At 65.1% G+C, this 25,224-nt stretch carries 24 protein-coding genes and 1 tRNA gene; 8 read left to right on the forward strand and 17 right to left on the reverse strand.

Annotated features, from left to right (window positions below; all coding sequences use genetic code 11):
• Positions 1-13 precede the first annotated feature (13 nt).
• Together RM530_RS19010 and RM530_RS19015 are read right to left on the reverse strand one after the other, a co-directional pair.
• Positions 14-157, reverse strand: coding sequence for a hypothetical protein (locus RM530_RS19010; RefSeq protein ID WP_311365555.1), 144 nt, complete (start codon positions 155-157; stop codon positions 14-16).
• Between the two features lie 9 nt (positions 158-166).
• Positions 167-541 (reverse strand): TetR/AcrR family transcriptional regulator, encoded by a 375-nt coding sequence (locus RM530_RS19015; RefSeq protein ID WP_311365556.1) that lies wholly within the window; start codon positions 539-541, stop codon positions 167-169.
• Between the two features lie 34 nt (positions 542-575).
• Here RM530_RS19015 and RM530_RS12570 point away from each other — a divergent pair, with 34 nt between their 5' ends.
• Positions 576-2,108, forward strand: a complete 1,533-nt coding sequence (locus RM530_RS12570) for an alkaline phosphatase D family protein (RefSeq protein ID WP_311365557.1) — start codon at positions 576-578, stop codon at positions 2,106-2,108.
• A gap of 178 nt (positions 2,109-2,286) precedes the next feature.
• Here RM530_RS12570 and fdhD read toward each other — a convergent pair whose 3' ends face one another.
• A complete protein-coding gene (gene fdhD, locus RM530_RS12575) occupies positions 2,287-3,120 on the reverse strand; it encodes a formate dehydrogenase accessory sulfurtransferase FdhD (protein ID WP_311365558.1) in 834 nt (277 codons plus the stop codon).
• A 77-nt stretch (positions 3,121-3,197) separates the two neighbouring features.
• Here fdhD and fdhF point away from each other — a divergent pair, with 77 nt between their 5' ends.
• From fdhF to RM530_RS12610, 7 genes are all read left to right on the forward strand, one after another.
• Positions 3,198-6,185 (forward strand): formate dehydrogenase subunit alpha, encoded by a 2,988-nt coding sequence (gene fdhF / locus RM530_RS12580; RefSeq protein WP_311365559.1) that lies wholly within the window; start codon positions 3,198-3,200, stop codon positions 6,183-6,185.
• An 11-nt stretch (positions 6,186-6,196) separates the two neighbouring features.
• Positions 6,197-6,679, forward strand: a complete 483-nt coding sequence (locus tag RM530_RS12585; protein WP_311365560.1) for a helical membrane plugin domain-containing protein — start codon at positions 6,197-6,199, stop codon at positions 6,677-6,679.
• A gap of 99 nt (positions 6,680-6,778) precedes the next feature.
• Complete coding sequence (locus RM530_RS12590) at positions 6,779-7,645, forward strand: SDR family oxidoreductase (RefSeq protein WP_311365561.1); 867 nt, start codon at positions 6,779-6,781, stop codon at positions 7,643-7,645.
• Positions 7,646-7,723: 78 nt separating this feature from the next.
• Positions 7,724-8,458, forward strand: coding sequence for a cysteine hydrolase family protein (locus RM530_RS12595; RefSeq protein WP_311365562.1), 735 nt, complete (start codon positions 7,724-7,726; stop codon positions 8,456-8,458).
• A 495-nt stretch (positions 8,459-8,953) separates the two neighbouring features.
• Complete coding sequence (locus tag RM530_RS12600) at positions 8,954-10,288, forward strand: UDP-glucose dehydrogenase family protein (RefSeq protein WP_311365563.1); 1,335 nt, start codon at positions 8,954-8,956, stop codon at positions 10,286-10,288.
• Between the two features lie 191 nt (positions 10,289-10,479).
• Positions 10,480-13,314, forward strand: coding sequence for a hypothetical protein (locus RM530_RS12605; RefSeq protein ID WP_311365564.1), 2,835 nt, complete (start codon positions 10,480-10,482; stop codon positions 13,312-13,314).
• Between the two features lie 141 nt (positions 13,315-13,455).
• Positions 13,456-13,530, forward strand: a tRNA-Val gene (locus tag RM530_RS12610).
• A 333-nt stretch (positions 13,531-13,863) separates the two neighbouring features.
• Here RM530_RS12610 and purF read toward each other — a convergent pair.
• The 14 genes from purF to RM530_RS12680 all read right to left on the reverse strand — a co-directional run bounded on the left by purF (position 13,864) and on the right by RM530_RS12680 (position 25,207).
• A complete protein-coding gene (purF, locus tag RM530_RS12615) occupies positions 13,864-15,384 on the reverse strand; it encodes an amidophosphoribosyltransferase (protein ID WP_311365565.1) in 1,521 nt (506 codons plus the stop codon).
• A gap of 3 nt (positions 15,385-15,387) precedes the next feature.
• Positions 15,388-15,888 (reverse strand): CvpA family protein, encoded by a 501-nt coding sequence (locus RM530_RS12620; RefSeq protein WP_311365567.1) that lies wholly within the window; start codon positions 15,886-15,888, stop codon positions 15,388-15,390.
• A gap of 172 nt (positions 15,889-16,060) precedes the next feature.
• Positions 16,061-16,765, reverse strand: a complete 705-nt coding sequence (locus RM530_RS12625; protein ID WP_311365569.1) for an SPOR domain-containing protein — start codon at positions 16,763-16,765, stop codon at positions 16,061-16,063.
• Positions 16,758-18,065 (reverse strand): bifunctional tetrahydrofolate synthase/dihydrofolate synthase, encoded by a 1,308-nt coding sequence (gene folC, locus RM530_RS12630; protein WP_311365570.1) that lies wholly within the window; start codon positions 18,063-18,065, stop codon positions 16,758-16,760. The genes RM530_RS12625 and folC overlap by 8 nt, the downstream gene beginning before the upstream one ends.
• A 37-nt stretch (positions 18,066-18,102) precedes the next feature.
• Positions 18,103-18,981, reverse strand: a complete 879-nt coding sequence (accD, locus tag RM530_RS12635) for an acetyl-CoA carboxylase, carboxyltransferase subunit beta (RefSeq protein WP_311365571.1) — start codon at positions 18,979-18,981, stop codon at positions 18,103-18,105.
• 52 nt (positions 18,982-19,033) lie between these two features.
• On the reverse strand, positions 19,034-19,843 hold the full coding sequence (gene trpA, locus RM530_RS12640; RefSeq protein WP_311365572.1) for a tryptophan synthase subunit alpha: 810 nt from the start codon (positions 19,841-19,843) through the stop codon (positions 19,034-19,036).
• 73 nt (positions 19,844-19,916) lie between these two features.
• Positions 19,917-20,510, reverse strand: coding sequence for a hypothetical protein (locus RM530_RS12645; protein ID WP_311365573.1), 594 nt, complete (start codon positions 20,508-20,510; stop codon positions 19,917-19,919).
• The gene (locus RM530_RS12650; protein ID WP_311365574.1) at positions 20,507-20,986 is read right to left on the reverse strand and encodes a hypothetical protein; all 480 of its coding nucleotides are present in this window, start codon (positions 20,984-20,986) and stop codon (positions 20,507-20,509) included. The genes RM530_RS12645 and RM530_RS12650 overlap by 4 nt, the downstream gene beginning before the upstream one ends.
• Complete coding sequence (locus tag RM530_RS12655; protein ID WP_311365575.1) at positions 20,983-22,305, reverse strand: FliI/YscN family ATPase; 1,323 nt, start codon at positions 22,303-22,305, stop codon at positions 20,983-20,985. The genes RM530_RS12650 and RM530_RS12655 overlap by 4 nt, the downstream gene beginning before the upstream one ends.
• The gene (locus RM530_RS12660; protein ID WP_311365576.1) at positions 22,302-22,949 is read right to left on the reverse strand and encodes a FliH/SctL family protein; all 648 of its coding nucleotides are present in this window, start codon (positions 22,947-22,949) and stop codon (positions 22,302-22,304) included. Before RM530_RS12660 ends, RM530_RS12655 begins: the two co-directional genes overlap by 4 nt.
• On the reverse strand, positions 22,946-23,569 hold the full coding sequence (locus RM530_RS12665) for a hypothetical protein (RefSeq protein ID WP_311365577.1): 624 nt from the start codon (positions 23,567-23,569) through the stop codon (positions 22,946-22,948). Before RM530_RS12665 ends, RM530_RS12660 begins: the two co-directional genes overlap by 4 nt.
• Positions 23,570-23,617: 48 nt before the next feature.
• Entirely contained in the window at positions 23,618-24,385 is a 768-nt protein-coding gene (gene sctJ / locus RM530_RS12670) for a type III secretion system inner membrane ring lipoprotein SctJ (RefSeq protein ID WP_311365578.1), read from the reverse strand.
• A gap of 10 nt (positions 24,386-24,395) precedes the next feature.
• Positions 24,396-24,821 (reverse strand): hypothetical protein, encoded by a 426-nt coding sequence (locus tag RM530_RS12675; RefSeq protein ID WP_311365579.1) that lies wholly within the window; start codon positions 24,819-24,821, stop codon positions 24,396-24,398.
• A gap of 35 nt (positions 24,822-24,856) precedes the next feature.
• Positions 24,857-25,207, reverse strand: a complete 351-nt coding sequence (locus tag RM530_RS12680) for a hypothetical protein (protein ID WP_311365580.1) — start codon at positions 25,205-25,207, stop codon at positions 24,857-24,859.
• Between the last annotated feature and the right edge of the window lie 17 nt (positions 25,208-25,224).

Below are 25,224 nucleotides of genomic sequence, written 5' to 3' on the forward strand. Positions count from 1 at the left end.
TGCCGAGTGGACCTCAGGGAGTGGACCTCAGGATTTCACTGGAGAGCGCCTCGCTGTCCACGGCACGTGCCAGCACCACGGCGCCGACCAACGCCGCCAGCAAACCCATCGCCTGCTGGCGCCTGCTGGCGCGACTCGCCAGCACTTTCATCTTCATCGGCAGCCGCTATGTCCGAAGCGTGGCGGCGGCGCGGCCCTGTTCCGACTGCCTGCCCAGTTCCCCACCCAGTGATTCGCCAGCTTCGCTGCGCGCGGCGGTGATCACTTCGGCGATCAGCTCGTCCTTTGAGGCAAAGTGCGCATAGAACCCGCCGTGCGTGAGGCCGGCCGCACGCATAAGGTCGGCCACGCCAATGCCGTTGAGGCCGTGTTGGCGAAATTCGCGGGCCGCGGTGCGGCCCCATCCGGAACGATTCCTGCCTGCGACAGAAGCGTTCACGCCTTTGCAGCGTCCCTGCCCCACAGTTGCATCGCTGCCAATCAGTCCGGAAGCCCGAATGTCAGACTTGGATTCAATTACGCTGAAACGTCTGGAACGCATCCGCGGGATGCCACAATCACAAAGGCGAAGGGCGTTGCTGAAGACGATATTCGCAGCGGCGCTTGCCCCTTGGAATCTGCCCAGCGCTGGCGCCGCGAGCCGCGAGGTGTTGTTTACCGACTATCCCTTCAAGTTGGGCGTGGCCTCCGGGTTCCCCTCGGAATCCGGCATGAGCTTGTGGACGCGGCTGTGCCCGGACCCGATGAATGACGGCGGCATGGGCGTGATGCAGGTGCCGATGGACTGGGAAGTGGCCAGCGACGAGGCCTTCTCGAAGGTGGTGCAACGCGGCACCTGGTACGCGATGGCCGGGCTCGGCCACAGTGCCCATGTTCCGGTTACCGGGCTCGAACCGGATCGTTGGTATTTCTACCGTTTCATCGCCGGCGGGGAGACCAGCCCGGTGGGCCGCACGCGCACCCTGCCCTCACCGGGCGCGGCGATGTCGCAATTGCGCTTCGGGCTTGCCTCCTGCCAACACTTCGAGATGGGCTACTTCTCGGCCTATCGGCACATGCAGGCCGATGCCCCCGACCTGGTGCTGTTCGTGGGCGATTACATCTACGAATACAACGCCGCCGCCGGGCGGGTTCGGCGGCACGCGCACGCCGAGCCCTACCGTCTGGAGGAGTACCGTGCGCGCTACGCCCAGTACGGCGTGGACTCCGACCTGCAGACGATGCGCCAGTCCGCCCCCTGGGCGATGACCGTGGACGACCACGAAGTCATGAACGATTGGGCCGATGATGTAGGCGAAGGCTTGGACCCCAGCTTTGTGGCGCGTCGCGCCGCCGGCTTGCAGGCCTACTTCGAAAACATGCCGTTGCCGATGTCCGCGCTGCTCAAGAACGGACGTCTGGCACTCAATCGCAGTTTGCAGGCCGGCTCGCTCGCCGGCTTTCACATCCTGGATGATCGCCAGTATCGATCGCCGATCGCCTGCTCACGTCCGGGCATGGGCGGCAGTGTGTTCGCCGCCAAGGATCAGGACTGCCCGGAACGGCTCGACCTGAAGCGCACGATGCTGGGAGCAGACCAGGAAGATTGGCTGGACCGCCAGCTGGCGCAGAGCCGGACTCGCTGGAATTTCGTGGTGCAGCAGACGCTGCTGTCTCCCCTGCCTTCGCCGGGAACGGACGGTCCCGTCTGGTCCACGGACGGCTGGGACGGCTACCCGGCCGCACGCGAACGCCTGCTGACAACCCTGCAGAAGCGCAGGCCGGGCAATCCGGTGATTCTCGGCGGCGACATCCACGCCACGGTCGCCTCGGACGTTAAAGCCGACTTCAGCGATCCGGACTCGCGAATCATCGCCAGTGAGTTCGCCGGCACCTCGCTGACCTCCCCGGGCATGCCGGCTTCGGTCTTCAATCCCAAACTCGAAGCCAATCCGCATGTGCACTACGGCGATTGCGAACGCCGTGGCTATCTGCTGTTCGACCTCAAACCCGACGGTCTCGACGTGGCCGTGCGCAATACCAGCACGGTCGCCGAGCGCGACAGCGACTGCCTCACCGCGGCACGCTTTCATGTGGCGGCCAACGCGCCGGGAATCCGGCGCGCCTGAGCAGACTGATGTGGTTCGCCCGCGAGCGCTCCGCGCTCGACCGGCGGATGCTTGCTGCTTTCGACGGATCGGGGTACGGGACATGCGGCGTCTTGTGCATTTGGCGTGCCCGGCGACATCGACGCCAGTCGCAGTCCGGATGCCGCCAATGATTCCTGCAAGTTGCAACCGAGCGTACTCAGCCGGCCCGGTGGTAGATCGTCATACGATCCTCGCGGGCGAAACCCACCAGGTTGACACCGGCCTGTTCGGCAATACGAACAGCCATCGCCGTGGGGCCGGAGATCGCCGCGACGGTCGTACAGCCGAGTTGAGCGGCCTTGTGCACCAGTTCGTAGGAGGCGCGCGAGGTGACCAGCAGCACGCAGGGACGCAGCCCATGCCGGATGGCGGCGCCGAGCACCTTGTCGACCGCATTGTGGCGACCGACGTCCTCGCGCGCGATGAGGGCGCCGCCAGCGACCAGCAGACCGGCCGCGTGCACCGCGCCGCTGGCAGCATTGAGTGCTTGCTGGCGGTGCAACAGCGAGAAAGCATCGAGCAAGGTCTGGCGTTGCGGCGGTGGCGTACTCGCGACCGTGCGTACCGGCCGAATCGCTGCTTCCAGATCCGCCGTGCCGCAAAGCCCGCAGCCGGTCCGACCGCCCAGTTTTCGGTCCCGCCCTGCGATGGTGGCAAAGCGATGTTGCGGAATCAGCATCTGCAGTGAAATCCCGCTCGCCAGATGCAGGCAGTCGACGAGTTCAATCTCACGCGCCTCGCCGACCAAGCCCTCGGACAGGCTGAAGCCGACAGCGAAGTCGCCGAGATCTTTCGGGGTGGCCATCATCACGGCGTGCGAGCTGCCGTTGTACACCAGAGCCACCGGAACTTCCTCGGCCAGTGACTCGATCGATTCCGAATAGCCGCAGGAATCCTCCCGGACGGCCGGCACTCTCGCCAGCGCCTCTGTCGAACCCGACTCATTGGCGGCCTGCCACCAATCCGGGAAACGGCGAAGGGATTCAGTCACATTTCAGTCTCGACAACTAGGGTGCTTCGAAAGCCTGGACGGCCATCGCTTAACCAGGGATTGCCAAGGAAGTCATCATGAAAGACCCAGCACGCTGCACGATCGAACTCGACGGTCGGCCGCTGCAAGGTAAAACCGGCGAGCGACTCGTCGAACTGATGAACTCGAATGGGGTGGATTTGCCGCAGGTCTGCTACCACCAGGCACTCGGCCCGCTGCAGACCTGCGACACCTGCTGGGTCGACGTCGACGGACAGCTCAAACGCAGTTGCGCGACGACGGTGAACGACGGCATGAAGGTCACAAGTCTCGACGACGCGAGCCGGGCCGCACGCGAAGAAGGCATGGACCGCCTGCTCGCCAAGCACGAGTTGTACTGCACCACCTGCGAGAACAACACCGGCGACTGCAAGCTGCACAACACCTTCGCCGATATGGATATTGCGATCCAGCGCTATCCATATGCACGCAAGCCCTACGAAAAGGATGCGTCCGGTCCGTTCTATACCTACGACCCCGACCAGTGCATTTTGTGCGGACAGTGCGTCGAGGCCTGCCAGAATGTCGAGGTCAACGAAACGCTGAGCATCGACTATTCCTCGCCCGACCCGCGCGTGCTCTGGGACGGCGGCAAGCCGATCGGCGAGTCGAGCTGCGTCGAGTGCGGGCACTGCGTGACGGTCTGTCCGTGCAACGCCTTGCTCGAAAAATCGATGCAGCCGGACGCCGGACCGTTCACCGCGATGCCGCAGCGTCTCAAGCGACCAATGATCGACCTCATCAAGTCGCTGGAGGAAACGGTCGGTGCGCCGCCGATCACCGCACTGTCGAAAATGGACGTGCAGTTGCGACAGGCGGAGATCAAGAAGACCAAAACCGTGTGCACCTACTGTGGCGTCGGCTGCTCGTTCGAGATGTGGACGCGCGACCGGCATCTGCTGCGCGTGCAGCCGACGATCGACGCTCCCGCCAACGGCATTTCGACCTGTGTGAAAGGCCGCTTTGCCTGGGACTTCATCAACAGCAAGGAGCGTCTGACACGGCCGCTGATCCGCGAGGCGGGTCCGGATGGCGCCCGTTTTCGCGAAGCCTCCTGGGACGAGGCGCTGAACCTCGTTGCGCGGCGCTTGGTCGAAATCCGCGACACGCACGGCCCGGACAGCATCGGCTTCATCGGATCGAGCAAGGCCAGCAACGAGGAAGCCTATCTGACGCAGAAGATCGCGCGCCTGATCATCGGCACCAACAGCGTCGACAATTCCTCGCGCTACTGCCAGAACCCGGCGACCAAGGGTCTGTTCCGCACCGTCGGTTACGGCGGAGACGCCGGCTCGATCAAGGATATCGAAAGCGCCGATCTGGTCGTCCTGGTCGGCAGCAATATCGGCGAAAACCACCCAGTGATCGCCTCCAAGGTCAAACGCGCGCACAAGCTGCGCGGCCAGAAGCTGCTCGTGATCGATCCGCGCAAGCATGAAATGGCGGAACGCGCGGACATCTATCTGCGCAACCGGCCGAGTTCCGACCTCGCGCTGGTCTGCGCGCTGACGCGCTACATCCTCGACCACGGCCTCGCCGACGAGAAATTCCTCGCCGAGAAGGTCAACAACGTGGACGCCTATCGCGAATCGCTGGCGCCGTTCACCCTGGAGATGGCCGAAAACCTGTCCGGCGTGCCCCAGGATCAGCTGATCGAAGCCGCGCAGATGATCGGCCGCGCCGGCAGCGTCTGCCTGCTGTGGGCTATGGGCATCACCCAGCACAGCCAGGGTGCGGACACCAGCACCGCGCTGTCGAACCTGTTGCTGGTGACCGGCAATTACGGTCGACCCGGCACCGGCGGCTACCCGATGCGCGGCCACAACAATGTGCAGGGCGCCAGCGACTTCGGCTGCCTCAAGAACATCTATCCCGGTTACGAGTACGTGGATCAGCCTGCGGTGCGCGAGAAATGGGCCAAGGCCTGGGGCGTGCCGCCGGAGGCCCTGTCGGACCACTTCGGGCTCGACAATTTCGAGATGGTGGCCGAAGCCGGCAAGGGCAAGCTCAAGGCGATGTACGTGATCGGTGAAGAAACCGCGGTTTCGGATTCCAATGCCGCGAGCACGCAACACGGCTTCGAGAACATCGACTTTCTGGTGGTGCAGGACATCTTTCTGAGTCGCACCGCACAGTTCGCGGACGTGGTGCTGCCGGCCTGTCCCAGCACCGAAAAGGATGGCACGTTCACCAACACCGAACGCCGTATCCAGCGCTTCCATCAGGTCATGCCGCCGCTCGGCGACAGCCGCCCGGACTGGCAGATCCTCAGCGAGCTGGCCGCCCGCATGGGCCACGACTGGGGCTACACGCACCCGTCGCAGATCATGGACGAGGTCGCCGGCATCGCGGACCTGTTCGCTGGCGTCAGCTACGAGCGGCTCGAGGGTTGGAAGTCGCTGCAATGGCCTGTGGCCGAGGATGGTACGGATACTCCCCTGCTGTACACCGACGGCTTCCAGTTCCCGGACGGCAAAGCCAGACTGCACCCGGTGCAATGGCAGGCGCCGGCCGAGGATGCCGATTCCGAATACGACCTGATGCTCGACAACGGGCGCATGCTGGAACACTTCCAGTCCACCAACCAGAGTGGCCGGGACGGCGGCACCAAGCCGATGTCGCCGGACTGGTTCGTCGAAATCGGTCCACAGCTGGCCGCCGAACGCGGGCTCGAGGACGGCAGCTGGGTGCGTGTGGTGTCGCGGCGCGGCGCACTGGAGCTGCGTGTGGTGGTCACCGACCGCGTCGCTGGCAATACGGTGTTCATGCCGATCCACCACGTCAAACCGAACATGAACCGGCTCACCGGTGAGCACCACGATCCGGTGGTCAATACGCCGGCCTACAAGGAGACCGCCGTTCGTATCGAAAAGCTCGACCGGCCCGCGGGCGACCCTGCCCTGCCATACCACAATTTCCGATATGGGCACCGCACTCCGAATACCGGCCCGGAGGCCGAGCAGAAATGGCGACGCCCCGACTACGCCGAACCGCCGACGCCGCTGTCGCGGCCTCAGAAGCAGTAGGAGCGAATCGAATGGCCAGACCCCTTCAGTACACGCCGCCTGCGCCGACGATCGAACCGGGGGCGCGTGAGGAACTCGATCGGTTGCTGGAGTCCCTGCATCGCCACGGAGTCTTGCGCCTCGCCAATGATCTGGTCAGCGCGAACGCCGATCTCATGGAGATACTGGTACGCGGCCTCAGCCAGCCGGGCTCGCTCAATGCGATACAGAACCTGTGTGCGGTATTGATGAGCCTTTCGCAGATTGAACCCGCAAACATGTACAAGCTCACCTCCGCAATCCGCGACGCGGTGCAACGCCTGAGCCACTTCGATTCGACGGAACAGCACGACGCCGCCCCCGGCGTGACCGGCGCCTATCGCTTGCTGCACGACGAAGCCCTTTGGAGCGCAGCCGCTCCGCTGGTGGAGGCGCTGAAGGCATTCTCGGACGGACTTGGCCGCGACGTCGACAAACCGATATCGAGCTTCAGCGGGAAACAGACCCAGGGCTGAGCGTCACCGCGCTGTGAGCCGGACGCTATCCGGACGGCCCGACATCCGATCCGCAGCTAGCGGCGCCGATGATTCATCCCGGTTATCAAGGAGCTATCGATGCAAGAGCAACCCACACCCCCGTTTTCCGATCAGGGCATTTCACCGCCGGGACGCGAGCACGCGATGGCGCCACGTCCCCGATACGCCGCACCCGAGTACCGGGCGGCCGGCAAGCTGAAGAACAAGGTGGCATTGATCACCGGCGGAGACTCCGGCATCGGCCGGGCCGTGGCGGTGCTGTTCGCTCGCGAAGGCGCGGACATGGCCCTGGCCTATCTGCCACAGGAGCAGAAAGACGCAGAGGAAACCGCTGCGGCGATCGAGCGGGCCGGCCGGCGTGTCCTGCTGCTGCCAGGCGACCTCTCGGTGGCCGATTGCTGCCGGGTAACCGTGGCGCGCACCGTGGAGCATTTCGGCAAGCTCGATATCCTCGTCAACAATGCGGCCTATCAGCAACACAGGGACGGGCTCCACGAGATCGATGAGGCGCAGTGGGAGCATACGTTTCGCACGAACATCTTTGCGCACTTCCACCTTGCCAAGGCCGCCATCGACCATCTGCCGCGCGGGGGCGCGATCATCAATACCGGCTCGGAAACCGGCCTGGAAGGCTCCAAGGGGCTACTGGACTACTCGGCCACCAAGGGCGCCATTCATGCATTCACAAAATCCCTTGCGCAAAATCTCATTTCGCAGGGCATCCGCGTGAACTGTGTGGCCCCCGGGCCGGTATGGACGCCGCTGAATCCGGCGGAGCGTAGTGCCGAAAGCACGGCACATTTCGGTGGAGGAACGCCGATCGGCCGCCCTGCCCAACCGGAGGAAGTGGCGCCGGCTTACGTGTTTCTCGCCTCCGACGCAGACTCTGGCTACATCTCCGGGCACGTGCTGCCGGTGATGGGCGGGCAAACGATCGCCGGATGAGTCCCTTGCGCAAACCGTCATCGCGCAAGAGCCCGGCACGTCTACTGATGGTCCGTAACCCCGCGAATGCGAATGAACATGAATCCGCTCGGTAAGCACCGCCGGGCTGGCGACCCTGTTGAGCCCGAACGGACGGCCTTGATTCTGATCGATGTGATCAACGACATGGATTCGCCCGACCTCGGTCGCGAGTTCCTCGACGCAGCCGGCATCGCGGCCCGCCAGATTCGTGAACTGAAACGCCGAGCCAAAGCCGCCGGCATCCCGACGATCTACGCCAACGACAACTTCGGAAACTGGCGCGCGGAGTTTTCGGAAGTCATTGCGCATTGCACACGGCCCGGCGTTCCTGGAAAGCCGATCTCGGAGCTTCTGTTGCCGCAAGAAGATGACTACTTCGTGCTCAAACCGCGACATTCCGGTTTCTTCGGAACGGCCCTCGAACTGTTGCTGCAGCACCTGAAGAAGGACACGCTGATTCTTGCCGGCTTTGCCGGTGACGTCTGCGTCCTGTTCACCGCCCACGACGCCTATATGCGCGAATACGACTTGTTCGTGCCGCGCGATTGTGTTGCCAGCTCCGAACCGGCTGCAAACGAGCAGGCGCTTCGGTTCATGAGCGATGTCGCCAAGGCGGATACCCGAGCCAGCAATACATTCGAATTTCCGGAGACCTCGAACCAGACGGCGCCTCCGCAGCAGTTCGAGGTATTGAATGAACGGGACGCGCAGGCGGCTGCGCCCGACGCAGCTTCCCTGTGTGGCGAGGAAGACCCCGGTGCAGCCCTGGAATACCTCAAGGACCGCAGCTAGCCCGAATTTTCATAAAAGCGGGTGAATCTCGTTTATCCATTTGATATAATTTGAATTATTCAAATGAGGCCACGAGCCTGCCTGCGCGCAAGCCGGGGAAACAGCACTCGGCGCGTGCTCGAAGCACCCAAGACCTGCGATCATGACCGCCGGCAGCGCTTCGCTGGATCGGACTGGCGCAGAAATCGGCTCGGTCGAGCGCCGGTCAGCTGGCGGAGGGTGCCGAGCGGGGCGCGGGGGGGCGGATTATGAAACATCCGGGTTAGGGGGCAGTGGCGGACAAAGGTCATCCCCTATTTGCGGGTCTCTTTGCCGCTTTTCATGATCAAATTCACAAATCGCCGCTGCATGGCTATGCTCCAGCCGTTCTGGTCCGGCAACGTAGTGCTGAGGTCGGCCGAGGTCGCCCACGGCAGAGGCTGTCGTCCGGCATGTTGGCCCTTTATCCGCGATGCGCTCTCCACGTTCGGCTTATTTTGAGAGAAATTTCACGCCGTGAATATCACTATCTTTGGTTCTGGTTATGTAGGACTGGTTACTGCAGCCTGTTTTGCCGAGGTGGGCAACCATGTTGTCTGTGTAGATGTTGACGCGCGAAAGGTAGCCACTCTGCAAAGCGGCAAGTGCCCGTTCTATGAGCCTGGGCTGGATGGCTTGTTGACCTCCGGAATCGAAGCCGGACGGCTGCGTTTTACGACGGATGCGGCGGATGCTGTCCGGCATGGGACCTATCAGCTCATCGCGGTGGGTACGCCGCCGGGCGAGGACGGGTCTGCGGACCTTCAGTACGTCCTGCAGGTGGCACGCACCATTGCGGCGCATCTTGATGACTACCGTGTGATCATCAACAAGTCCACGGTGCCCGTGGGAACGGCGGACAAAGTCCGCTCGGCGGTTTCGGAGGTCTTGGCGCAACGCGGCGTGTCGCAGGACTACGATGTGGTGTCCAACCCCGAATTCCTGAAGGAAGGCGCTGCGGTCGGTGACTTCCGAAAACCGGACCGGATCATCGTGGGTGCGGATACAGACCGCCCGGCGGAGCTGATGCGGTCTTTGTACGAGCCGTTCAATCGCAATCACGATCGTGTGCTGTTGATGGATGTGCGTTCGGCGGAGCTGACCAAGTACGCGGCCAACGCGATGCTGGCGACCAAGATCAGCTTCATGAACGAAGTTGCGAACATCGCGGAGCGTGTGGGTGCGGACGTGGAACTGGTGCGCCGCGGCATGGGCTCCGACCCGCGCATCGGCTTTCATTTCATCTACCCCGGCTGCGGCTATGGCGGCTCCTGCTTCCCGAAGGACGTGAAGGCCTTGGCGCATCTGGCGCGAGAAACCGGCTTTGCGCCGCGGCTGCTGGATTCGGTTGAAGCGGTCAATCATGATCAGAAACGTTTTCTGCACGCGAAGATGCGGGCCCACTTCGGCTCGCTGGCCGGCAGGACGATTGCGCTTTGGGGGCTGGCATTCAAGCCCAATACCGACGATATGCGGGAAGCGCCCAGCCGGGAGTTGATGGAGGCGATTTGGGCGGACGGCGGTGCCGTGCGTGCCTACGACCCTGTGGCGATGGAAGAGACGCGCAAGATTTATGGCGACCGGCCGGATCTGACGCTGGTGGAATCGGCGGAGGAAGCCTGCGAAGGGGCCGACGCCTTGGCATTGGTGACGGAGTGGAAACCGTTCCAGAGCCCCAATTTTGAGTTGATCGCGTCTTTGTTGAAGGAGAAGGTTCTGTTCGACGGGCGCAATCTGTACAACCCGGAGACGCTGCGCGATTTGGGGTTTCGGCATTACGCGATCGGGCGCGCTGCACGTGTGGCGGTTTGAGGCTGCTGCGTGGGTACGGCCTTACGGCCTTTGCCCGCCCTTGTATCTACGGTAGCTTGTTGAAGGAGAAGGTTCTGTTCGACGGGCGCAATCTGTACAACCCGGAGACGCTGCGCGTGTGGCGGTGAGCGCGTCGGCCATACCGCCGATTGCCCGTACAATTTCACCGATCCCATAAGCTGAGGGTATGGATGAAGGTCCTGACTTATTCGGGGCTCGACCCGAGCCGTGTGCAGAAGTCTTACGAAAAAGTCCGCGCCGCGATCGAACGCGGCGACCTGCGCAGCGCGCAGGTGAAGAAACTGGCAGTGTCGCCGTATTACCGGGCCAAGCTGGACGCGACCAATCGGCTGTTGCTGATGTTTGTGCGCTATGGCGATGAGACGGTGTGCCTGGCACTGGAGGTGATCGCCAATCACGCGTATGAGAAGTCGCGCTTTCTGCGCGGCGCGGTGGTGGACGAGGCGAAAATCGAGGATGCGGCTGATTCGCAGATCGCGGCGGAGGCGGCGCCGGTCCGCTATCTGCATCCGGGACGCAGTGAGTTCCACCTGCTGGACAAGGTGATTTCCTTCGACGATACGCAGGAGTCGATCTACCGGCTGCCGCCGCCGCTGGTACTGGTGGGCTCCGCGGGTTCCGGCAAGACGGCGCTGACCCTGGAGAAGCTGCGCAGTATCGAGGGCAGCCTGCTGTATGTGACGCAGTCGCCGTGGCTGGCGCAGAGTGCGCGGGCGCTTTATTTCGCCAACGGCTACGAGAACGAGGCCCAGGAGCCCTTGTTCCTGTCCTACCGCGAGTTTCTGGAAACGCTGAAGGTGCCGGAAGGCCGCGAAGTGGGTTTTGCGGCCTTTCGCGACTGGTTCGCGCGGCATCACCAGCAGTACCGTTTTACCGATGCCCATCAGTGCTTCGAGGAGTTCCGCGGGGTGATCGGCAGCCAGCCGGAGGGGGTGCTGTCCGCCGAGGCGTATCAGACGCTGGGGCCGCGGCAGTCGATCTTCGCCGCCGAGCAGCGTGCGGCGGTGTATGCGCTGTTCGGCAAGTATCAGCGCTGGCTGGCGGAGAACGGGCTGTACGACAGCAACCTGGTGGCCGGCCAGTGGCAGGCGCTGGCCACACCTGCGTATGACTTCGTGGTGATCGACGAGGTGCAGGATCTGACCAATGTGCAGCTGGCACTGGTGTTGCGCACGCTGCGCCAGCCGGGCCAGTTTCTGCTGTGCGGCGATTCCAACCAGATCGTCCACCCGAACTTTTTTTCCTGGGCGGCGGTGAAGAGCCTGTTCTGGCGGGACGCGGCCCTGGCGGAACGGCAGTCCTTGCATGTGCTGGGCGTGAACTACCGCAATGTCCGCGCGGTGACTCGCGTGGCCAACGATCTGCTGAAGATCAAGCATGCGCGCTTCGGTTCCATCGACCGGGAAAGCAATCATCTGGTGGAGCCGGTGGCCGGCGAGGAAGGCGAGGTCCGTGTGCTGCCGGACAAGGATGCGGTGAAACGCGATCTGGATGCGCGCACGCGGGCGTCCACGCTGTTCGCGGTACTGGTGCTGAGGGACGAGGACAAGTCCGCGGCGCGGGCCTTTTTCCGGACGCCGCTGGTGTTTTCGGTGCACGAGGCCAAGGGGCTGGAGTATCCGAACATCATTTTGTATCGCTTCGTCTCCGGCCAGCGCCAGGCGTATGCGGAAATCTGCGCGAGCGTGGACCGGGCGGACCTTGCACGGGAAACGCTGGAGTACCGCCGCGCGAAAGACAAGAACGACAAGTCTCTGGAGATCTGGAAGTTCTATGTCAATGCGCTGTATGTGGCGCTGACGCGCGCCGTGGAGCGGGTGTGGATGATCGAGAGCGATCTACAGCATCCGTTGCTGGCGCTGCTGGGTATCCGGGAAGACGGGGAGACGGTGGACGTGCAGGCACGGTCTTCCAGCCGCGAGGACTGGGAACGGGAGGCGTACCGGCTGGAGCAGCAGGGCAAGCAGGAACAGGCGGAGGCGATCCGGCAGGATGTGCTCAAGGTGCGCGCGGTGCCGTGGCCGGTGTGGAACGAGGCGGGCATCGAGGCGCTCGCCGAGCGCGCGCTGGACCCGAGCAATGTTTCCAGCAAGCTGCGTCAGCAGGTGCTGGATTTTTCGCTGTGGCACCGGCAGGAGCGCTATCTGCTGCGCCTGGCGACAGAGTTGCGCTGGAAGCCCGCGGCGCAGTTGGTGGCACGGGCGCCGCAAGGCGATCTGGACCGGGCCATGGATGCCTTGACCGTTCGCCTGATGGCGCCCTGCGCGAAAAAGAACGTGAAGGACGTTTTGGGTCACTGCGACCAATACGGCGTGGACCACCGCACCACGGTGGACGCGACGCCGCTGATGCTGGCGGCCCGCGCCGGCAATGTGGCCCTGGTGGAAGCGCTGCTCGAACGCGGGGCGGATATCGAGCAGCGCGATCTGTTCGGTCATACGGCGGCCTTGCATGCGCTGGACCGCGCCGCCACGGACGCGGAGTACGCCGCCGGCCCGTTCGCGGCGATTCATGAACGGGTGGCGCCGGCGTTCATCGATGTGGAAGCCGACGGCCGGCTGGTGAGGCTGTATGCGCACCAGGGCGAATACTTCCTGCTGCAGCGAATGCTGGCCAGCATCAAGACGCTGGCTTCGCAGTTGGTGGCAGGTCCGGAGTTTCCGATCGAACGGCGCCACGCGATCAATGCGGGGTGGCTGATGCGCAACGTGGAGCAGCTGCCGCACAGCGTGCTGCGCGCGGAGCGCCGCAAGCGGACCTGGTTCAACGCCGTGCTGGCGCGCGCCGAGGTGAGCAGCAGCTACGTCCCGGCGCGCCGACTCTGGCGCCGCTTGCGCAACGGCTATTACCTGCCCAACCCGCAGCTGCGGCTGCGCGTGCGCACGGCGGACCGGGACGAGACCTGGCTGCCGGTGTATGAGGTTCTCAACCTGAGCCGGGTCGTCGCCGGCAATGCCTATGGGCCTGCCGGGAATCGGTATGAGGAGATGCTGGATCATCGGTGAGCCGGCCGGGAGCGTGGTTCATGGCGCTTCCGCGCACGGCAGGTTTCAGACCAGATGGCCGCATGATTGAATACTCGGACAGCCAAGCCATGAAACCGCGCTTGACAGGGGGCTTCCGTTAGCCTAATTTCCGCGCCCTTCGGGCGGTTAGCTCAGCGGTAGAGCACTGCCTTCACACGGCAGGGGTCACTGGTTCAATCCCAGTACCGCCCACCAAGACAATCCGTTGTTTTTAAAGTAAAAATTTAAAAGCAACGGTTTTTGTCCTCCCCCCGAATCCCGAGCTTGCCACACATTTGCCACAACGCGTGGCAACTGGGGGCAGGAATGGCGACGTTTCGCAAACCGGGATCAAGCTGGGAGGCGCAGGTCCGCCGACGCGGATTGCCAGAGGTCACGAAGTCATTTGCCCGCAAAGCGGACGCCGAGGCCTGGGCTTCTGGCGTCGAACCAGAAATCGCTCGCGGCGTCTTCCAGGACCGCAGCTTGGCGGCACGGTTCACGCTCGACGAACTGCTGGCTCGCGACACAGATGAAGTCAGCCGGGCTTCAACCGGTGGCGGCGTTGTGCAGTTCGATCACGCTCTGGCCGGCACTGCGACGTGCTTCCTTGGCGGCGTCGGAGCGGAACAGTTCGAGCTGGCTGAGGTAATCCGGGCCGATGTCCTGGGTTACGTACTGGCCGTCGAACACCGAGCAGTCGAAACGGGCGATATCGGGATTGCCCTCCTGCACCGCGTCGATCAGGTCCTGCAGATCCTGGTAGATCACGCGGTCGGCGCCGAGCAGGCGTTCGAGCTCGCCGTGGTCGCGCCCGTGCGCGATCAGTTCGGTGGAGGTCGGCATGTCGATGCCGTAGACGTTGGGGAAGCGCACCGGCGGCGCGGCGGAGGCGAAGTAGACCTTCCTGGCGCCGGCTTCGCGTGCCATTTGGATGATTTCCTGCGAGGTGGTGCCGCGCACGATGGAATCGTCCACCAGCAGTACGTTCTTGCCCTTGAACTCGATGTCCACGGGGTTGAGTTTCTGGCGCACGCTTTTCTTGCGCTGCGCCTGCCCCGGCATGATGAAGGTGCGGCCGATGTAGCGGTTCTTGATGAAGCCTTCCCGGTAGGTCACCCCCAGCCTGACGGCCAGCTCGGCTCCGGCGACGCGCGAGGTGTCCGGGATCGGGATCACCACGTCGATGTCGTGGTCCGGCCAGTCCCGCAGGATTTTGTCGGCGAGCTTTTCGCCCATGCGCAGGCGCGCCTTGTAGACGTAGATGTCGTCGATCACCGAGTCCGGTCGCGCGAGGTAGACGTGCTCGAAGATGCACGGCGCGTGTTCTGGATTGGCTGCGCACTGGCGGACATGGATCTGCCCGTCCAGGGTGATGTAGACCGCCTCGCCGGGCTTGATGTCGCTGACCAGATCGAAGCCGAGCACGTCGAGCGCCACCGATTCGGAGGCGATCATGTAGTCCCAACCGGCCTCGCTCTTGCGACGGCCGTAGACCACCGGACGGATGCCGTTGGGGTCGCGAAAGCCGACGATGCCGTAGCCGGTGATCATCGCCACGCAGGCGTAGGCGCCACGCGCGCGGCGGTGCAGGCCCGCAACGGCCTCGAACACGTCGGTGGGCACCAGCCGCGTGCCGGCCAGTTCCCCGAGTTCGTGGGCGAAGATGTTGAGCAGGACTTCCGAATCCGAATCGGTGTTGATGTGGCGGCGGTCCTCGGCGTAGAGGTCGGCCTTGAGCGCCTCGGTATTGGTGAGGTTGCCGTTGTGCGCCAGCGAAATGCCGAACGGCGTGTTGGTGTACAGGGGCTGCGCTTCGGCGGAGGTGGAGACGCCGGCCGTGGGATAGCGCACATGGCCGATGCCGCAATTGCCGCGCAGGCGCGCCATGTGTTCGTCGGTATAGAACACGTCTCGCACCAGGCCCATGGCCTTGCGCAGGAACAGCCTGGAGCCGTCCATGGTGATGATGCCGGCGGCGTCCTGTCCGCGGTGCTGCAATACGGTCAGGGCGTCAAACAGATCCTGGTTGACGGGCGAGTGGGAAACGATACCGGCGATGCCGCACATGGCTTAACTCACTTTTGCAGTTTGAGCCTGGGGAACTGCGCGCAACTGGTCCATCCAGCTTTGCGGAATCTGTTCGCGCGCCCATTCGGCGAGCGGTTCGACCTGGGGGATCAGCATGGACTGACTCCACCACGGGTCCTCGCGCAGCGCCGTGGCGCCCGCGAGCATGACCAGGCCGACCACCACCACCAGGCCACGCAGCAGCCCGAAGCCGGCGCCGAGCGCGCGGTCGGGTCCCGAGAAAGGGGTTTCACGAATGAATTTGGAGATCACGTGGGTGATCAGGGCACCGATCAACAGAACGCCGAGGAACAGGCTGGCGTACGACACGATCACGCGTACCGACGGCGTCTCGATGTATTGGGTCAGCCAATGGGCCAAGTCGCCCGCGAAAGCGAATGCGATCCAGAAGGCCAGAATCCAGGTGGTCAGATTGAACGCCTCGCGGGTGAACCCGCGGAAAATGCCAACGAGAGCCGAAACGGCCAGGATGGCGAGGATCACGAAATCAACCCAGTTCATGGCCTTCCTGAGAGCCGGTGCCGACGCGGCGCGATTGTAACAGCTTCGTCATGAGAGTCCCGGCGAATTCGCCTGTTCGTTCACTATTGATACACCCGACAACCCTAGCAGCCGCTATCCGATCTGGGCAGCTTGTCGATGAGTGCAAATCGTCTCATTCGCCAGAGACGATGGCGGTCTGTCCGTAGCCCGAACCGGCCAGGGCTCGTTGAGCCGCCGCCGCCTCGTCGCGTGTGCCGTAGGCACCGACGCGCACGCGGAAGATCGGTCTGCCGGCCGATTCGCTCTGCTGAATCATGCCGCGATAGCCCAGAGACTCCAGTGCGTTCAACAAGGCATGTGCACGCTCCCACTCCGACAGCGCCACGACCTGCACCCAGTAGCTGCCGCCGGCGACCGGGGTCGGTGTCTGCGGCGCCGGCGGCTTTTCGACCGGCACCGGTTCGGGCTTGGGCTCGGGCTTTGCGGCCGGCGGCGGCACTTCCTTCGGTTTCGGCTTGGACTTGACGGGTTCCTCGATCGGTTCTGGCTCCGGTTCGGCCTCAGGCGGCTGGGATCTCGGGTTCGGGGCCATCGGCGGATTCGCGCGTGTCGGCCGGAACTCCTCGGTCGGCGGCGCCGCCGTCGACTTGTCTTCGATCACCTTGGCTGCTTGCGGCGTATCCACCGCGGCGATTTCGGATTCGGGGCGGGGCGGCTCGGCCCGCGTCTGCGGCGTGTGCAGATCGATGGTGACGCCCTGCGCCTGCTGTTCCTGGTCGTCGATCTCGCCCGGCGCCGGCAGCAACAAGGAGAGCACGAAAATCAGGCCGAACACCACGGCCGCGCCGAGCAGGCGTTGAACCAGGCGCTCATCCATCGAGCTGTTCCAGCGCCGCCGCGACGGTGAGGAAGGAGCCGGTGACCAGCACCCGATCCCCAGTTCCCGCGGCGGCCAGCGCGGCGGCCAGGCCCTGCCTCACCGAGTCGTGCCGGGAACAGCCGCCGCGAAACCGCGCGCCCGCTTCCAGTCGTGCCGACAACGTCTGCGCATCCAGTCCTCGCGGCGGCGGCAGACCGACGCAGCAGACCTGGTCGACTTCGGGCGCCAGCGCCGCAGCCACCGCTTCCACAGGCTTGTCGTCGAGCATGCCGATCACCATCAGCGTGCGTCCGGAGCTGCGCGTACGCCTAAGGTTGGCCGCCAGCTCCTGGGCCGCCTCAAGGTTGTGCGCCACGTCCAACACGCAGTTTCCGATCGGCTGAAAGCGAGCTTGCAGACGCATCGCCGGCACCGCCCGTGCAATCGCTGCGGCCCGTACCGGTCGCTGTTCGCGCAGCGCGTAGACGGCCGCCAGCGCGGCGGCGGTGTTGCGGCGCTGCGCGGCCCCGCCCATTCCGGATGGCGGCAGCGTCCACACCGTCCGCCCCTGAACCTCGAAGCTCCACATGGCGTCCACGGCGCGCACGTCGAAATCCCGGCCGATCAGCCAGGGGCTTGCGCCGACGGCGGTCGCGGCGTCGAGCAGGCCCTGCGGCGGTTCCGGGTCGGCAATGATCGCCGGACGGCTGCGACGGAAGATGCCGGCTTTCTCGCGACCGATGCTGTCGCGGTCGTGACCGAGCCAATCGAGATGATCGAGGCCGATGTTGGTGACAATGCTGCAATCCGCGTCGACGATGTTGACGGCGTCCAGGCGGCCACCGAGCCCCACTTCGAGGATCTGGATGTCGACTGCACGTCGTCGAAAATGCTCAAGCGCCGCCAGCGTTCCGTATTCGAAGTAGGTCAGCGAGATGAGTCCGCGCACCGCCTCGATCGCATGAAACACCTGGCAGATCTCGGCGTCGCTGGCGTCCTGGGCGTCAACCGCGATGCGTTCGTTGTAGCGTCGCAGATGCGGCGAGGTGAACAGGCCCACCGAATAGCCCTGCGCGCGCAGAATGCCGGCCAGCAGGGTCGAGGTGGAGCCCTTGCCGTTGGTGCCGCCGACAGTGATCGTCGTGGCTGGGTCCGCCAGCACTCCAAGCGCCTGCGCCACGTCGCGCACGCGATCCAGCCCCAGATCGATCGACCGCGAATGCAGGCTCTCCTGCCAGCGCAACCATCGATCCAGCGACCAGGATGCCTGCGGTCGCGCGCTTCGGGTCGATTCCGCCGGCATCATCGGTTCGGCCATGGCGGCGTTCACGAACCCGCAACGCGGAACCGAACCATCACGCAGCCGGCAGGCTCACACTCGGTTTGAAGTGCGTCAGGATCGCCAGCAGGTTGTGGATGCGTTCACGCATCTGGCGGCGGTCGACGATCATGTCGATATGGCCGTGTTCGAGCAGGAATTCGGCGCGCTGGAATCCTTCCGGCAGTTTCTGGCGAACCGTCTGTTCGATCACGCGCGGACCGGCAAAGCCGATCAACGCCTTGGGCTCGGCCACGTTGATGTCACCGAGCATCGCCAGACTCGCCGAGACACCGCCCATGGTCGGATGCGTCAGCACCGAAATGAACGGCAGCCCGCGTTCCGACAGCTTGGCCAGCGCGGCCGAGGTCTTGGCCATCTGCATCAGCGACAGCAGCGCCTCCTGCATGCGCGCACCGCCAGAAGCGGCGAAGCAGACCAGGGGCACACCGTCCGCGAGACAGCGATCCACGCCGCGCACGAAGCGCTCGCCCACGACACTGCCCATCGATCCGCCGAGAAACTCGAAATTGAAGGCTGCGGCGACCAGCGGCAGACCCATCAGCTGGCCGTGCATCACCACCAGCGCGTCAGTCTCGCCGGTACTGCGCTGGGCCTCGGTCAGACGGTCCTTGTAACGCTTGGTGTCCTTGAACTTCAGCGGATCGAGCGGCCTGACTTCGGCACCGATCTCCTCGCACGGCCCCTCATCCAGAAAATGCTTGAGCCGTGCACGCGCCGCGATCGTACGGTGCGTGCCGCATTTGGGGCAGACCTCCAGCGTGCGCTCCAGTTCGGCGCGATACAGCACCGACTGGCAGGACTCGCATTTGGTCCAGAGCCCTTCGGGCACGTTCTTCTTCTTGACCGCTTGGCCTTCGATCTTCGAAGGCATCAGTTTTTCGATCCAGCTCATCCGCGATGGATTCCCGTCGAGTGTGCAGGCGCCGTGCATCGGCACGACAGACTCATGTTAGCTGATCCAGTGCCGCGCGTAGACCGGCGAGCTTGTCGTGCAGGATCGCCGGCAGGGTGTCGGGCCGGTCCGCGCCGGCCGCGATCTCGGCGACCAGCGCAGAGCCCACGATCACGCCATCGGCGACCGCAGCCACGGCCGCCGCGGTGGCGGCGTCACGCACCCCGAAACCGACGGCGATCGGCAGGTCCGCCCAGGCGCGGATTTGCGCGACACGCTGGCCCACCGCCACGGTGTCGAGCTGCGCCGCACCGGTCACGCCCTTGAGCGATACGTAATAGAGATAGCCGGAGGCGAATTCGGCGGCGGCGCGCACGCGCGCCTCCGGGCTGGTCGGCGCCAGCAGGAAGATCGCGTCCAGTCCGGCGGCGCGCAGCGCCGGCACGAACTCCGCGGCCTCCTCCACCGCCAGATCGACGATCAGCACACCGTCGACGCCGGCCTCGCTGGCGCGCTTGGCGAAGGCTTCGACGCCGCGTGCGTGGATCGGGTTGAGGTAGCCCATCAGCACCACCGGGGTGTCGCGATCGGTCTTGCGGAACTCGGCCACCATGTCGATCACCTGCCACAGGCTGGTGCCGTGTGCCAAGGCCCGCTCGCAGGCCAGCTGGATCACCGGACCATCGGCCATCGGGTCGGAGAACGGCACGCCCAGTTCAAGGATGTCCGCACCGCCGGACACCAGCGCGTGCATCAGCTCCACGGTATGTCGGGGATGCGGGTCACCGGCGGTGATGTACGGGATCAGGGCGCGGCGATTTTGCTGCTTGAGGCCTTGCAGCACGGACTGGATTCGGGACATGGGCTTCGTTGGGCGCTCGCTTGATGCGGCCGGCAGGGTGCCGGCGCGATTCTGGAGGCTCGCGGGGCGAAGCTCAAGCGTCGCGGGAGCCGACTTTCACTTCCAGTGCGCCCAGGCGCATCGCTTCGAATCGCTCTACCAGGGCCGGCGCGGCCTCCCGGATCATCGCCGCGGTTTCGGCGTCCGCCGATGCGGTGTTCAGCGACCAGCCCTGTTCGGTGCGCGACAGCATCAGGTCGGTGGCCGGCAGGGTGTCGTCGGACATGCGCAGCATCAGCTGGCCGCGCTCGCCCTGCACGCTGGCGCTTGAGAGGTCGACCAGCATCTGCCGCACATGGCGCTCGATCATGTCGGCCAGCGTTGCCGTGGCCACCGCCGGGGGCGTCTGCTGCGACGGCGGCTCGAATGCCAGGCGCTGCAGGTTCAGCGCGTTCGGATCGGCCAGGCTGTTCGCATCGAAACGACTCTCCCGCGTGTCCAGTGGCTCCGGACCGTCCGCCAAGGCCATGCGCGTGGAGGCTTCGTGACTGTCGGCTCGCGCCAGGATCTGCGCGAACTGCTGGATCGATTCGGCGTCTGCCTGGGGGCGCTGGGCGCGCGGCGATCGCGCCTCGCGCGCCTCGTGTCCACCGGGGTCGGGCTTGATGTGGCTCTCGGTTCGCATCATGCGTGCTCCTGTCGTTGCCGATGAGTGAGCAGTTCCTCGGACTCGCGTTCCTCCGCGCGCCAGTCGGCGCGACGGGCCTCGGCCTGCCGGCTGGCGCGGTGACGTTCCAGGGCTTCGACCTTGTCGTGGGCGCGGCGATACCGAACCAACGCCGCCTGAGTGCGCGCCTTGGCCTCGGCGACCACGGACTCGGCCTGATCCAGCGCTTGCCCGCATTCCAGCTCGCGCGCGGCCAGGGCCTGAAGTTCGAGCACACGCTGCTGCAGCCGCCAGGCGCTGCCGCCGCCGTGAACGAAGCCCCTGGCGCGTTCGCAGTGATGCAGCGCCCGCGCCGCCTGTCGTCTTCTTTCGGCGGCAACACGTTCCGCCACGGCCAGTTGCAGCTTGTCGCGTTCGGCGCGCAGGGCGGTCATCGCCAGCGTGGCGCGCAGCTTTCGCGCCGAAATCAGTCCGTCCAAGCGCGCGTCGCGTTTCATGCGAACAGCCTCTGCAATTGCTGCAAGGAGCTTTGGTGCTCACTCAGGTCGGCGGCGCCCTGACGCAGCAGGGCCCGAATCGCGCCGATGCGCTCCACCGCGAAATCGGCTTCGTGATCGGCACCCGGTTTGTATTCCCCAAGCTGCAGCAGCAGTTCGATGTCCTGGTACTTGGCCAGCGCCGCGCGCAGTTTCGCGGCCGCCGCGCGATGCGCGCCATCGGTGACGCGCGACATCACGCGACTGGCGCTGGCGAGCACGTCGATCGCCGGATAGTGCGCGGCCGCCGCGAGCTTGCGCGACAGCACGACATGCCCGTCGAGTATCGAGCGCACCTCCTCGCCGATCGGATCGGCGCCGGCGTCCTCGTCTTCCAGCAGCACGGTGTAGAACGCCGTGATCGAGCCTCGGTCGTTGTTGCCGGCACGCTCGAACAATCGCGGCAGCGCCGAAAACACCGACGGCGGAAAGCCGCGCCGCGCCGGTGGCTCGCCCACCGCCAGGCCGACATCGCGCAAGGCACGGGCGTAGCGCGTCACCGAATCCATCAGCAACAGCACGCGCTGCCCACGGTCGCGGAAATGCTCGGCGATGGCGGTTCCCACATCGGCGGCCCGACTGCGTTCCAGCGCCGGACGATCCGAAGTGGCGACGATCACCACGCTCTTGCGCAATCCTTCCGACCCCAGGCTGTCGTCGATGAATTCGCGGACCTCGCGGCCACGTTCACCGACCAGCACGATGACGTTGACGTCGGACGCGGCGCCGCGCGCCAGCATGCCCAGCAGCGTGCTCTTGCCGCCGCCGGCAGCCGCGAAAATGCCGACGCGCTGGCCCACGCCGACACTGAGCGTGGTGTCGATGGCGCGAACGCCGGTCGGCAGGGCTTCATGGATCGGTGTGCGCTGCATCGGATTCGGCGCCTCGCGATGCAGCGGCGCGGTGCCACTGCCATGCGGTGCGCTGCCGCCATCCAGCGGCGCGCCGTGCGCATCGAGCACGCGGCCCAGCAGGCCATCGCCGACCGTGACCGAGGCACGCCCGGTGACGGCATGCACTTCCATGTTGGCGCAGACGCCTTCGAGCGGGCCGAGTGGCGTCAGCAAGGTCTGTTGCCGCGACACGCCGACGACCTCGGCACTCAGGACATGGCCCGTGGCGGGATCGCGCAGTTCGCAAACGTCGCCGATCGCGGCCGGAACGCCGCTCGCACGGATCAGGGTGCCGTAAGCCTCGGCGACGCGGCCCACGCGCTTGAGCCGGTCGACCCGGCGCAGCGCGTCGATCAGCGGATCGTCCAGCAACGTCACGCGGCTCATGCGCCAGCGGGCCGGTCGACGACGCACTGCAGCGCATCGCCGATCAGTCGGAGCTGGTCAGCGAGGCCGGCACGTATCTGGCCCATTTCGGATTCGACCACGCAGTCCAGCCGTTCCAGCGATTCGTCGGCGATCACGCGCAGGGCACCGACCTCCGGGTGCGCCTCGCCCCAGTGTTCGAGTCGCGCGGCGGCGGCCTCACGCACTTCGGGATGGACCCGAACCACCAGATAGCGCTCGACATCAATCGATGCCAGGGCCTCGGATACCAGATCCGGTACCACCGTCATCGCGTCCAGGCTCGGCGCGATACGCTGCACCACGGCCAGCGCCAGGGCTGCGACACGCCGGTCGTCCCCCCGCAGGTCTTCGCGAATGCGCTGTACCGCGGTGCTCAAGGCTTCGCCCAGTTCGGCCAATGCTTCGGCACTGCCCTGGGCATAGCCCTCGCGTCGCGCGGTCTCGCGCAGATCCTCGGCCTGCTGCTGCGCCTGCAACCACAGCGCATTGGTCTGCTCGACCAGACGCGCGGCTTCGGACACTTCAGCCCACGCGGCGCGCGGAATGCGTCGCGTGCCGGCCAGCCGCAATGACAGACGGTCGTGCACAAGCAGGGTGGCCTGGTGCTTGGTCGCGGCGCTCATGCGGATGCGCCCAGAGACCCATCGACACGAGTGCGCAGCACCGCCTCGAACACCGCAGCGTCGAGACGCGCAGCAGTCGATGGAGTCAATGCCCAGTCACGCGGAAGGGCCAGGGCAACCCGCTCCGACAGGCCCCGGTCGATTCCCTGCAACTGTGCCTGCAATTCGATGGCGGCCTGGCGTCTCAGAACCTCACGCAGGTCTTCGGCGTCGTCCGGCAAGACGGCCGAGACATCGCCGACGGGCGGCGTGGCCGAACCACCGCCATGTTTCAGAACCCGCTGGTAGCGCGCTTCGCCGAGAACCTCGCGCAATAGCGCCAGCGGCTTGCGTTCGACCACCATGCGCAGCCGCGGCGCCAGCACGATGCCGCCGAGATCGAGCAAAAGATCGGAGAACTCCGACAACGGTTTGAGCAGCCAGCGCCATCCTCCGCTCAGGCTGATCGGTGTGACATTGCCCAGCAGTTCGCTGGCGGTGATCTGGCGGGCGAGCCAGTGCCGGCCAATCGCGCGTTCGCGTGCCGCCTGCACCAATTCGGGCGCCAGCGACGGCGCCCAGCTGGGGTGCAGATCGCTCATCGCGGCCACCTGCAGCTCGAAGCGGACGTTGGATGCCATGCGCTCAGCCCCCACGCAAGTCGTATCGGGCCATGGAAACACGCGACATCAGGCCCGCCCCTCCGGCGATTCGGCATCACCATCGCGCCGCCGCCGGAACCATAGCCACAGCGCGATCGCGAATACCGCAGCGCCGCTCAGCAGCATCACCATCAGCCCGCTGCTGCCGAAGCTGGCCTGCAGCCGCTGCGAGGAGTTCACGGATGCCGGGATGATCTCGGCATCGTCGGTCGGTGGACCGCGATCGAAGAACTTGACGGTGACACGGTTGACGTTGTCCAGACCCTCGATGCCGTCGGTGACGATCGCCTTGATGTCGGTTTCGCGGGTACCGAGTTCGGTGCCCGGTTCCTGAATGATCACCACCGAGGCCGAGGCCGATTCCTTGGTATTCGACAGCAGATCCTTTTCCGGCAGCGCGATGTGCACACGGGCCGAGACCACGCCGTCGATCTGCATCAGGGTTTGTGACATTTCCTCCGACAGCGCGTACAGGTAGCGCGCCCGCTCCTCCAGCGGCGAAGACACAAAGCCCTTCTTCTCGAACACCTCGCCGATCGAAACGCGTTCGGCCTGTGGCAGGCCGCGCGCGCGCAACAGGCGCATCGCACGCGGCAGGTCCGACTTGGCGACCGAGACGGCCCAGCCGTCGCCGCCTTCGGCCGGGCTTTTGTCCGTATTGATGCCGGACGCCAGCAGCACCGCCTCGATCTCGTTGGCCTGTTGCTCGGTCAGCTCCGAATACAGCGGAGATTCCCTGCAGGCACCGAGCGTCAGCACCGCGACGATCAGCGTCAGCCTTGCGTGAACCTTCACGGGCACCTCGTCAGCTTTGCTGGCGGAACAGCTGCTGCACACCTTCCGAAGTGCGATTGGCGACATTCGCCGTCAGCTCGCAATGGAACATGAACTGATGCGCCTTCACCGTAAGATTGAGCATGTCGCCGGGCGACAGTTCCTGCTTGTCGGCGGCGAACTGGAAGGCCTCGCTGCCGAGGTTCTCGACGCGCCCATTGAGCGATTCCAGCGTCTTGAGCACCGACTGAAACCCGCCGCTGGCGACCTCGGAACTCGGCGGCGGCGCGGCCACGCTGGCCGCCGCGCCGGTGGGCGCCTGCATCTGCGATTCGAAGCGGGCGACATCGAACACCGATGCGCCGCCTCCGGCGGCCGCGCCACCGCCCGCGGCGGCGGTGGGATCGACCTGGGCGGCGGCCAGGTCAAAGCTCATTGCTGCGATCGAATCCGTCATGGTCTCTCCCCTGCGGATGTGAATGAGGGTCGGGATTACTGCTTGCGACCCAGGGCTTCGAGCGCCTGGCCGACGCTGGTCACCGAAGTGGAGGCATTCGACGACAGGAACTGCATGCGCAGGCTCTCCGCCGTCAGCCGCGTCATCATCGAGGGCTGATCCTGCCCGTTTTCGGACACCTGGCTGGACAGCGTGGCGATCCGCCCGGCCTGATCGTCCAGGGCGGAGCCCCAGGCCTGGGCCATCGCCTCGTACCAACTGTGCGAGTCGCCGATACCGGCGGTGGTGCCACCACGCGTCATCTCGGTGCTCGACGTGATCGTCGAACCGGCCGTGCCGGTGGGTGCATTGGGGCTCAAGCCCTGGATGGCATCGATGTCTTTCATGTATCGCTCCTTGACTC

The organism is Banduia mediterranea, assembly GCF_031846245.1.
Taxonomy (GTDB): Bacteria; Pseudomonadota; Gammaproteobacteria; order Nevskiales; family Nevskiaceae; genus Banduia; species Banduia mediterranea.